A 9,913-nucleotide genomic window follows, 5' to 3' on the forward strand; every position below is an offset into this window, starting at 1 on the left:
CCCGATGCCGACAACCGGCTCGGCCCGACCCTCGAAGCCTTGCTGAACGGCCGCTATTACTGGATTCCGTTTGACCGTATCAAACGCATCGTGATCGAGCCGCCCTCGGACCTGCGCGACCGGGTCTGGATGCCGGCTATCTTCACCTGGGCCAACGACGGCCAGGCCGCCGGCCTGATTCCGGCCCGCTATCCGGGCACGCTCGCTCATCCGGATCGCGCGTTGTGGCTCGCGCAACTGACCGATTGGAGCAGTGACGATCCGGCGACCGCGCGGCCCGTCGGACAGCGCATGTTCGCCTCGGAGGCGAACGACTACGCGCTCTTCGACGTGCGAACCATCGAACTGGAAAGCCGTGCTGCGGACCCCGAAGAGAACGGCGCGGCCGTCCCCGATCATGGCTGAGCTGACCGCCCGCGACCGCCTGCAGCCGTCACTGCTCGACCGGCTGACCGATCTCGAACCCGAGGCGAGCCAGGAAGCGCGCGAGCGCCGCGTGCTGTCGATGCGCGCACTGCGCGAGAGCGTGCAGCGCGACCTCGCCTGGCTGCTGAATGCGAACGGCCTCGCGTCGGTGCAGGACCTGAGCGGTTATCCGTACGTCGCGACCTCGGTCATCAACTTCGGCTTGCCGGACATTGCCGGCAAGACCGCCTCGGGGATCGATCCGCTGCGGCTCGAACGGCTGGTGCGCGACGCGATCTGGGCGTTCGAGCCGCGCATTCTGCGCGATACCGTGCGGGTCAGTTCGATGCAGTTCGAAGAAACCACCGGGCGTCATAACACCGTGTCGTTTCTGGTCGAGGGCGACCTGTGGGCGCAGCCGTATCCGGAGCGGCTCTACTTCAGGACCGAACTGGACCTGGAGGCCGGCGAGATGCGCGTGATCGATCAGGGTGGGCCGCGCTGACGCCATGAATCCCGACCTGATCAAATACTACAGCCAGGAACTGCAGCATCTACGGGAGATGGGCGGCGAGTTCGCGCGCGAATTTCCGAAGATCGCCGGCCGCCTCGGCATGGAAAGTCTCGAATGCGCGGACCCGTATGTGGAGCGTCTGCTCGAAGGCTTCAGTTTTCTCGCGGCGCGCGTGCAACTGAAAATCGACGACGAGTTTCCGCGCTTTACCCAGCACCTCGCCGAACTGGTGTACCCGCATTACCTCGCGCCGACGCCGTCGATGGCCGTGGTGCAGATCCAGCCCGACCTGAGCAGTTCGAGTCTCGCGGAAGGCGTGCGCATTCCACGCGGCAGCGCGCTGCGCAGCGTGCTCGACAAGAACGGTTCGACGCGTTGCGAGTACCGCAGCGCCCATGAACTGGCGCTCTGGCCGCTCGAAATCGCCGAGGCGCGCTTCTTTACGCATACCGGTTCGCTCGGCGGCATCGACAGCGCGCTGCCGGCGAGCATGGCGGGCGGCGCCGCCATCAAGGCCGGCCTCAGATTGCGGCTGCGCGCCACCGGCGGCCTGAAATTCAACCAGTTGAAGCTCGACCGGCTGACGCTGTATCTGCGCGGCACCGACGGCATGGCCACGCGCATCCACGAGCGTCTGCTGGGTTCGGTGAGCGGCATCGTCGTGCTGCCGGCCAAACGTCCGGCGGCATGGCACGTGCAGTTGCCGGCGAGCGCGCTGCGCCCGCTCGGTTTTGCCGACGACGAAGCGCTGCTGCCGCTCAGCGGCCAGTCGTTCCCGGGCTACCGTTTGCTGCAGGAGTACTTCGCTTTTCCGCAGCGCTTCATGTTTCTCGCGATCGACGGCTTGCAGGCGGCGCTGCGCCGTTGCGCGGAGACCGAACTCGAAGTCGTCGTGCTGCTCAAGCGTGGCGATCCGCAGCTCGAACAATCGCTCGACGCCGGCAATTTCGCGCTGCACTGCACGCCCGCCATCAACCTGTTTGCGAAGCGTACCGACCGCATCGCGCTCTCGGACGAGCAGTTCGAATATCACGTGGTGGCCGATCGCACCCGGCCGATGGACTTCGAGATCTACCGGATCGAGACCGCGACCGGCTATAGCGCGAGCGCGGGCGGCGAGCAGCAGTTCGAGCCGTTCTATCACGCGCGCGATCTCGGCGCCACGTATCGGGCCGGCGCCTACTATCAGGTGCGCCGCGAGAAGCGTTTGCCCTCGTCGCGGCAGCACGAGCGCGGACCGCGTAGCAGCTATCTCGGCAGCGAGATGTACATCGCGCTGGTGGATGCGAAGCATGCGCCGTTTCGCGCCGACCTGCGGCAACTCGGCCTGCAGGTGCTGTGCACCAATCGCGACTTGCCCCTGACGATGCCGGTCGGCGTCGGCCCCGCCGATTTCACGCTCGACGTCGAAGCGCCGGTGCAGAGCGTGCGCTGCGTGAGCGGCCCGAGCCGGCCGCTGCCGTCGTATGCGCATGGGGCCGTGGCGTGGCGGCTGCTGAGCCACCTGTCGTTGAACTACGCGTCGCTGCTCGACAACGACGCGCGCGAGGGCGCCCGCGCGCTGCGCGATCTGCTGAGCCTCTACTGTCCCGTCGACGATATCGCCAGCCAGCGGCTCGTGGAAGGCGTGCGCTCGATCGATGCGCGCTCGGTGACGCGCCGCCTGCCATGCGCCGGACCGATCGTGTTCGGCCGCGGTCTCGAAGTGACGCTGACGCTCGACGAAGCCGCGTTCGAAGGCGCCGGCGCGTTTCTGCTCGGCGCCGTGCTCGCGCATTATTTCGCGCAATACGTCTCGATCAATTCGTTCACCGAGACCGTGGTGAAGACGCTTTCCCGCGGCGAGATCATGCGCTGGCCAGCGAGGGTCGGACAATGCCGGACGCTCTGACGCTGCTGCGCCGGCTCGAGGACGACGCGCGCCGCTTCGACTTCTTCCAGGTCGTGCGGCTGCTGGAGAACGCGTATCCGGACAAGCCGCGCGTGGGCGAGTCGATGCAGCCGCGCGACGACGCGATCCGTTTCGTGCAGGAACCCGAACTGGTGTTCCAGCCGACCTCGCTCGGCGCCTTCACGCCGGCCGGCGAACGCCATGCCGCGCGCCTCGCGGTCAAGTTCTTCGGCCTGTTCGGCCCGCACGGCCCGCTGCCCACGCACTTGACGGAATACGCGCGCGATCGTGCGCGCAATGCGGGCGACCCGACCTTCGCGCGTTTTCTCGACGTCTTCCATCACCGCATGGTGACGCTGTTCTACCGCGCGTGGGCCAATGCGCAGCCGGCCGTGAGTCTCGACCGACCGGGGCGCGACCGCTTTTCCTTTTATGTCGGCAGCCTGTTCGGGCTCGGCGAGCCGGCGCTGCGCGAGCGCGACGCGGTGCCCGATTTCGCCAAGCTGCACTTCGCCGGTCTGCTGGCCGGGCCGACCCGTCCGGCCGCGGGGCTGAAGCTCGTCCTGACGCGTTTTTTCAACCTGCCGGTCGAGATCGAGCAGTGGGTCGGCCATTGGATGACGCTGCCCGCCGGTTCGCTGCTGCGTCTGGGCGCGGCCGACGGCGCCGCGCTCGGCGTGGCGACGCTGCTCGGCACGCGCACGTGGGATTGCCAGCATAAGTTTCGCATCGTCATCGGACCGCTGAGCCGCGCCGATTACGAGCGCTTTCTGCCGGGCGGCGAGAGCCTGAAGCGTCTCGTCGACTGGGTGCGCAACTACGCGCGCGACGGGCTCGACTGGGACCTGCGGCTCGTGCTCAGACAGGAAGACGTGCCGCGTCTGCAACTCGGGCGTCACACGCGGCTCGGTTACACCACCTGGACGCTCGGCGAGGCGGCGCAAGGCGATCAGCGCCAGCTGGTGCTGCAGCCGACCGCGCCGGATGGCCGTTCACGGATTGCCGCGGCGGCGCGTGCGCCGTCTTCTTCTGCGGTGCCATCATCGACATCATCGGGGGAATAGCCATATGGCCGAGATCAAACGGGCAGCCTTGTTCGGCAAGCTGAACAAGCTCGGATTCCGCGCAATCGAAAGCGCGAACGTGTTCTGCAAATTGCGTGGCAATCCTTATATCGAGCTTGTGCACTGGTTCCATCAGATCCTGCAACTGCAGGACTCCGATCTGCACCGCATCGTCAAGCACTATGGGCTGGAGCCTTCCGGCCTCGCGCGCGATCTGACCGAAGCGCTCGACCGCCTGCCGCGCGGCTCGGGTTCGGTGACCGATATTTCCTCGCAGGTCGAGGAAGCGGTCGAGCGCGGCTGGGTGTTCGGCTCGCTGATGTTCGGCGAGTCGCAGGTGCGCACCGGTCATCTGGTGGTCGGGCTGCTGAAGACGCCGTCGCTGCGCAACAGCCTGTACGGCATCTCGCGCCAGTTCGAGCGCATCAAGCTCGAGGCGCTCGTCGACGAATTCGACAGCCTGCTGCGCGAGTCGCCGGAAGCGGCGATGAGCGCGAGCGACGGTTTTCAGGCCGGCGGGGCGCAGGGCGCGGGCGCCGATGCGGGTGATGCAGGCGGTCCCGTGCCGGCCGCTGCGCTCGGCAAGCAGGAAGCGCTGCGGCGCTTCACTACCGATCTGACCGAGCAGGCGCGCAACGGCAAGCTCGATCCGATCGTCGGGCGCGACGAGGAAATCCGCCAGGTGGTCGACATTCTGATGCGCCGCCGCCAGAACAATCCGATCCTGACCGGCGAGGCGGGAGTCGGCAAGACCGCGGTGGTGGAGGGCTTCGCGCAGCGCATCGCGGCGGGCGACGTGCCGCCGTCGTTGCGCGACGTGCAGTTGCGCACGCTCGACGTCGGTCTGCTGCAGGCGGGCGCGAGCATGAAGGGCGAGTTCGAGAACCGCTTGCGGCAGGTGATCGAAGAGGTGCAGGCCTCGGAAAAGCCGATCATTCTGTTTATCGACGAAGCGCATACGCTGGTCGGCGCGGGCGGAGCGGCCGGCACCGGCGACGCGGCGAACCTGCTGAAGCCGGCGCTCGCGCGCGGCACGCTGCGCACGGTGGCGGCCACCACGTGGGCCGAATACAAGAAGCACATCGAGAAGGACCCGGCGCTGACGCGGCGCTTCCAGGTCGTGCAGGTCAGCGAGCCGGACGAGACCAAGGCCATTTTGATGATGCGCGGCGTTACCTCGACGATGGAGCAGCATCACAAGGTGCAGGTGCTCGACGAAGCGCTCGAAGCGGCGGTGAGGCTCTCGCATCGCTATATTCCTGCGCGCCAGTTGCCCGATAAATCGGTCAGCCTGCTCGACACGGCCTGCGCGCGCGTGGCGGTCAGCCAGCACGCGACGCCGGCTTCGGTCGACGATTCGCGCAAGCGTATCGCGGCGCTCGAAACCGAACTGGCGATCATCGGCCGCGAAAATGCGGTGGGCGTCGACACGCGCGAGCGTCAGGCCGCGGCCGCGGAAAAGCTCGCCGCCGAACAGGCGCGTCTCGCCACGCTCGACGCCCGCTGGCAGGCGGAAAAAGAACTGGTGACGCGGATTCTCGATCTGCGCGCGCAATTGCGCGGCGAGACCGGCAAGGTGGAAGGCGTGGCGCAGGCCGGCGCGGCGAACGAAGCAGAGCGGGAAGCGAACCACGCAGCGGACCACGAAGCGAACCGCTCAGCGGCTGAAACCGGCGCTTCCGGCGACACCGCCGCACGCGAGGCACGGCTCGCCGAACTGCGCGAGCTGCAGGCGCAACTCGCGCAGCATCAGGGCGAAGACCCGCTGATTCTCCCCACCGTCGACCAGCAGGCGGTCGCTTCCGTCGTGCAGGACTGGACCGGCATACCGGTCGGCCGGATGGTCCGCAACGAAATCGAAAACGTCCTTAAGCTCGCGGAGAATCTGAACCGGCGCATCATCGGTCAGGCGCATGCGACCGAGATGATCGCGCGGCGCATCCAGACCTCGCGCGCCGGTCTCGACAATCCGAACAAGCCGATCGGCGTGTTCATGCTCGCCGGCACTTCGGGGGTCGGCAAGACCGAGACCGCACTGGCGCTCGCCGAGGTGCTGTACGGCGGCGAGCAGAACGTCATCACGATCAACATGAGCGAGTATCAGGAGGCGCATACGGTGTCGTCGCTGAAGGGCGCGCCGCCGGGATACGTCGGCTACGGCGAGGGCGGCGTGCTGACCGAGGCGGTGCGCCGCCGTCCGTACAGCGTGGTGCTGCTCGACGAAGTCGAGAAGGCCCATCCGGACGTGCACGAAATCTTCTTCCAGGTGTTCGACAAGGGCTGGATGGAAGATGGCGAGGGCCGCGTGATCGACTTCAAGAACACGCTGATCCTGCTGACCACCAATGCGGGCACGGACCTCATCACGAGCCTGTGCAAGGACCCGGAACTGATGCCGGAGCCCGAGGGCATCGCCAAGGCCCTGCGCGAGCCGCTGCTCAAGGTGTTTCCGCCGGCCCTGCTCGGACGTGTCGTGGTGATTCCGTACTACCCGCTCTCCGACGAAATGCTCGGCGCGATCATCCGCCTGCAGCTTGGGCGGATCGAAAAGCGCCTGCGCGTCTCGCACAAGGTTCCGTTCAGCTACGACGACGACGTGGTGAAGTTGATCGGCAGCCGCTGCACCGAGCTCGAAAGCGGCGGCCGCATGATCGATGCGATTCTGACCAACACGCTGTTGCCGCGTATCAGCACGGAATTCCTGACGCGCATGATGAACGGCAGCGCGGTCGCGAAAGTGCAGATCGGGGCGCGCGACGGCGAGTTTCTCTATACGTTCGATTGATCGGACCGACGCGACGTTCGCGCGGATTTTCGGCTACTTCGCATGGTGAGTGCCTTTCTATGCCGCAACAAGTCAGCATGGGCGCAACGCTGCAATGTTCGTTCGGCGCGGCGCCTTCGTCTCTCGTGGTGCTGCCGGTCAATCGCGTGATGGGCGAAGGGCCGCCCGCGGCCAACATCATGGATCACATTCCGCTCGTCAACATCATGCCGTTCGGCGTGTGCAGCTCGCCCGCCAATCCGACGGTGGCCGCCGCGACGGCCGCCGCGCTGGGCGTGCTGACGCCGATGCCGTGCATCCCGGCCACCCTGTCGCCGTGGGCGCCCGGCGCGCCGACCGTGCTGCTCGGCAACCAGCCGTCGCTCGATAACGTCTCGACCTGCATGTGCAACTGGGGCGGGGTGGTCACGATCGTCAATCCCGCGACCGTCAAGACGATGATTCCGTGACATGACCACGCAAAATCAGAACCGCCACGTCACCGTCAGTTGCGCGCCTGCCGGCCAGGACCTGCTGTTTCTGCACCTGAGCGGCACCGAAGAGTTGGGACGCCTCTGCGAATGGCGGCTCGATCTGCTGAGCCAGCGCAACGATCTGCAAGCCGCCGATCTGCTCGGGCAGGACATCTCGATCGCGCTGTCGCTGCCCGGCGACGGCGAGCGGCAATTCAACGGGATCGTCACGGCCTTCCGCATCGTCGCGCCAGGCGACAGCGTGCGCAACCGCATGGCGCGCTACGAAGCCGTGGTGCGTCCGCGGCTGTGGCTGCTCACGCGTGCGTCGCACAGCCGCTTTTTCCACGAAAAAAGCGTGCTGGATATCGTGACCGGCGTGTTGCAGGACTACAGCATCGACCTCAGCAATAAATGCCAGGCGAGCTATCCGACGCTGCCGCACTGCGCGCAATACCGCGAAACCGACTTCGCTTTCGTAAGCCGCCTGATGGAGCACGAGGGCATCTACTACTACTTCGAGCACAAGGCGGGCAAGCATACGCTGGTATTGACCGATTCGAGCGACGTGCACGCGCCGATCGAGCACTACGCGACGATCTCCTACGATGCGTGGCACGAACCGTCGAACGAGAAGGAATGCGTGTATGCGTGGAGTTCGGGCGCGGAATTGCAGACCGGCAAGTATGAAGTCAACGACTACGATTTCGAAAAGCCTTCGTCGAGCAACCAGCAAGGGCTGCTGTCGCGCGCGACGCGGCCGAAAGTCTACGATCCGCCGGTGTACACGATGCAGGAGCACCTGAGCGGCCACGTGCAATCCGGCGACGGCGATCGGTACGCGAAGGTCGGCATCGAGATTCGCCAGGCGCGCAACGACAGCATTTCGGGCCGTTCGAGCGCGCGCGGCATCTGGCCGGGCGGCCAGTTCAAGCTCGAACATCACGCCTGCGACGCGCAAAACCACGATTATCTGGTGGTCAGCGCGACGTACGAGATCAATTCGGATGTCTATGTATCGACGGTGCGCCATGATCCGTCGCTGCCGTTCTTCGACTGCGCCTTCACCGCGTTGCGCAAGGAAAACCACTTCCGCTCGGAGCGGCTGACCGTTCAGCCGGTGGTGGCGGGCCCGCAGACCGCGGTGGTGGTCGGCCCGGACGGCGAGGAAATTCTCACGGACAAATACGGCCGCATCAAGGTGCAGTTTCATTGGGAGCAGTTCGCGCCGCCGGCCGATGCGGACGCGCGCATGAAGCGCTGCTGGGTACGCGTTTCGCAGAGCTGGGCCGGCAAGAACTGGGGCACGTTCTTCCTGCCGCGCATCGGTCAGGAAGTGGTCGTCGAATTCGTCGAGGGCGACCCGAACCGGCCGCTCGTGACCGGCTGCGTCTACAACGCGAATACGATGCCGCCGTACGCGCTGCCGGCGAATCAGATGTTCTCGACGTTGAAGAGCAATTCGACCAAGGGCGGCGGCGGCTTCAACGAAATGCGTTTCGACGACGACAAGGGCAGCGAGCAACTGTTCTTCCACGCCGAGAAGGATCACGAGACGTGGGTGAAGAACGACATGCTGAACAACGTCGGCAACGATCGGCATCTGAAGGTGACCGGCAACGAGTTCATCGCGATCACGGGTGCGCGCCACGATGCCGTGACCGGCGACCAGAACGCCGAGGTCGACGGCAATGCGTCGCTGAAGGTCGGGCAGAAGCTGCAGGAAAAAGTCGGCATGGACTATGCAATCGATGCCGGCATGAATATCCATATCAAGGCGGGCATGAACGTCGTGATCGAGGCGGGCGCGAGCATCACGCTGAAGGCGGGCGGCGCCTTCGTGGTGATCGGCCCGGCGAGCGTGGCGGTGTCGGGCACGCCGATCCTGCTCAACTCGGGCGGCTCGGCGGGCTCGGGCAGCGGCTCGTCGCCGACCGCGCCGACCGCGCCCAAAGATGCCGACGACGGCACCAAAAAAATCAAATCGTGAGTGATGCCGTGAGTGATGCCGTGAGTGATGCACCGGACCGGTTGTGGGGAGCCAAGTGAACTATCCGATTCTTTCGCTGCGGGTTGCGCGGTTCAACGACGAGACGCTGGCCGAGCCGATCGCGATCGCGTTCGGCCCGGCGGGCGGCACGATCGGCCGGGCCAACGACTGCACGCTGGTGCTGCCGGATCAGCAGCGCGCGATCTCGCGCGTTCACGCGCGCATCGAGTTCCGCGGCGGCGACTACCTGCTGTGCGATCTGGGCAGCAATCCGAGCGTGCTGAATCAGCGCGCGCTCGGCGGCACGCGCGAGGCACGACTCGCGGACGGCGACCGTCTGCTGATCGGCCCGTATCTGCTCGAAGTGTCGCTCGGCGAGCCGGCGGCAGGGGTGGGTGGTCTAACGGGCGGCCTGACGGGCGGGCATGATCCGCTGAGCGCCGCGCAGGTGCTCGGGGGTCCGCTGCCGGCCGATTCGCAAGGTGACGCGCTGCGGCTCGGCGCGCTCGATCCGCTCGGGCAGCCGGGCTTCGGCGAAGCGCAGCGGATTTCGTCGCGGCCGGGCTTCGCGGGCTCGGAGAGCGATCATGTGTCGCCGGAGTGGCAGGCGTTTGCGGTGCCGCAGGCGCAGGCGCCGCGCCCGCCGTCGAGTCAGCCGCTGATTCAGCCGCCGGGTCAGCCGTCTTACCCGCCGTCGAGCCAGTCGTCGCACCAGGATCAAGGCGCGGCGGCGCCCGCCGGCGGCATTCCGGCGGACTACGATCCGCTCGCCGATGCGTTGGCGCAGTGGGAAACGCCCGCGCAGGCGGGCG

At 66.5% G+C, this 9,913-nt stretch carries 8 protein-coding genes; all 8 read left to right on the forward strand.

Annotated elements, in window-relative coordinates; all coding sequences use genetic code 11:
- Positions 1 to 405: type VI secretion system accessory protein TagJ (locus GXB81_RS28955; protein ID WP_277396819.1), on the forward strand; the 405-nt coding region annotated here is incomplete at its 5' end.
- A complete protein-coding gene (gene tssE / locus GXB81_RS28960) occupies positions 398 to 910 on the forward strand; it encodes a type VI secretion system baseplate subunit TssE (RefSeq protein ID WP_167039855.1) in 513 nt (170 codons plus the stop codon). The genes GXB81_RS28955 and tssE, both read left to right, overlap by 8 nt.
- A 4-nt stretch (positions 911 to 914) precedes the next feature.
- The gene (gene tssF / locus GXB81_RS28965; RefSeq protein WP_205991008.1) at positions 915 to 2,810 is read left to right on the forward strand and encodes a type VI secretion system baseplate subunit TssF; all 1,896 of its coding nucleotides are present in this window, start codon (positions 915 to 917) and stop codon (positions 2,808 to 2,810) included.
- Positions 2,795 to 3,874 carry a type VI secretion system baseplate subunit TssG gene (tssG, locus tag GXB81_RS28970; RefSeq protein ID WP_205991009.1) on the forward strand — a complete coding sequence of 360 codons (1,080 nt, stop codon included), beginning with the start codon at positions 2,795 to 2,797 and terminating at the stop codon, positions 3,872 to 3,874. The genes tssF and tssG overlap by 16 nt, the downstream gene beginning before the upstream one ends.
- A 4-nt stretch (positions 3,875 to 3,878) precedes the next feature.
- Positions 3,879 to 6,659 (forward strand): type VI secretion system ATPase TssH, encoded by a 2,781-nt coding sequence (gene tssH / locus GXB81_RS28975; RefSeq protein ID WP_205991010.1) that lies wholly within the window; start codon positions 3,879 to 3,881, stop codon positions 6,657 to 6,659.
- 59 nt (positions 6,660 to 6,718) lie between these two features.
- Positions 6,719 to 7,108, forward strand: coding sequence for a DUF4280 domain-containing protein (locus GXB81_RS28980; protein ID WP_167039863.1), 390 nt, complete (start codon positions 6,719 to 6,721; stop codon positions 7,106 to 7,108).
- A 1-nt stretch (position 7,109) separates the two neighbouring features.
- Positions 7,110 to 9,101, forward strand: coding sequence for a type VI secretion system tip protein TssI/VgrG (gene tssI, locus GXB81_RS28985; protein ID WP_167285608.1), 1,992 nt, complete (start codon positions 7,110 to 7,112; stop codon positions 9,099 to 9,101).
- Between the two features lie 55 nt (positions 9,102 to 9,156).
- On the forward strand, positions 9,157 to 9,913 hold a 757-nt coding region (locus tag GXB81_RS28990; protein ID WP_205991011.1), incomplete at its 3' end, for an FHA domain-containing protein.

This window comes from Paraburkholderia sp. Ac-20336 (genome assembly GCF_017105025.1).
Lineage (GTDB): Bacteria > Pseudomonadota > Gammaproteobacteria > Burkholderiales > Burkholderiaceae > Paraburkholderia.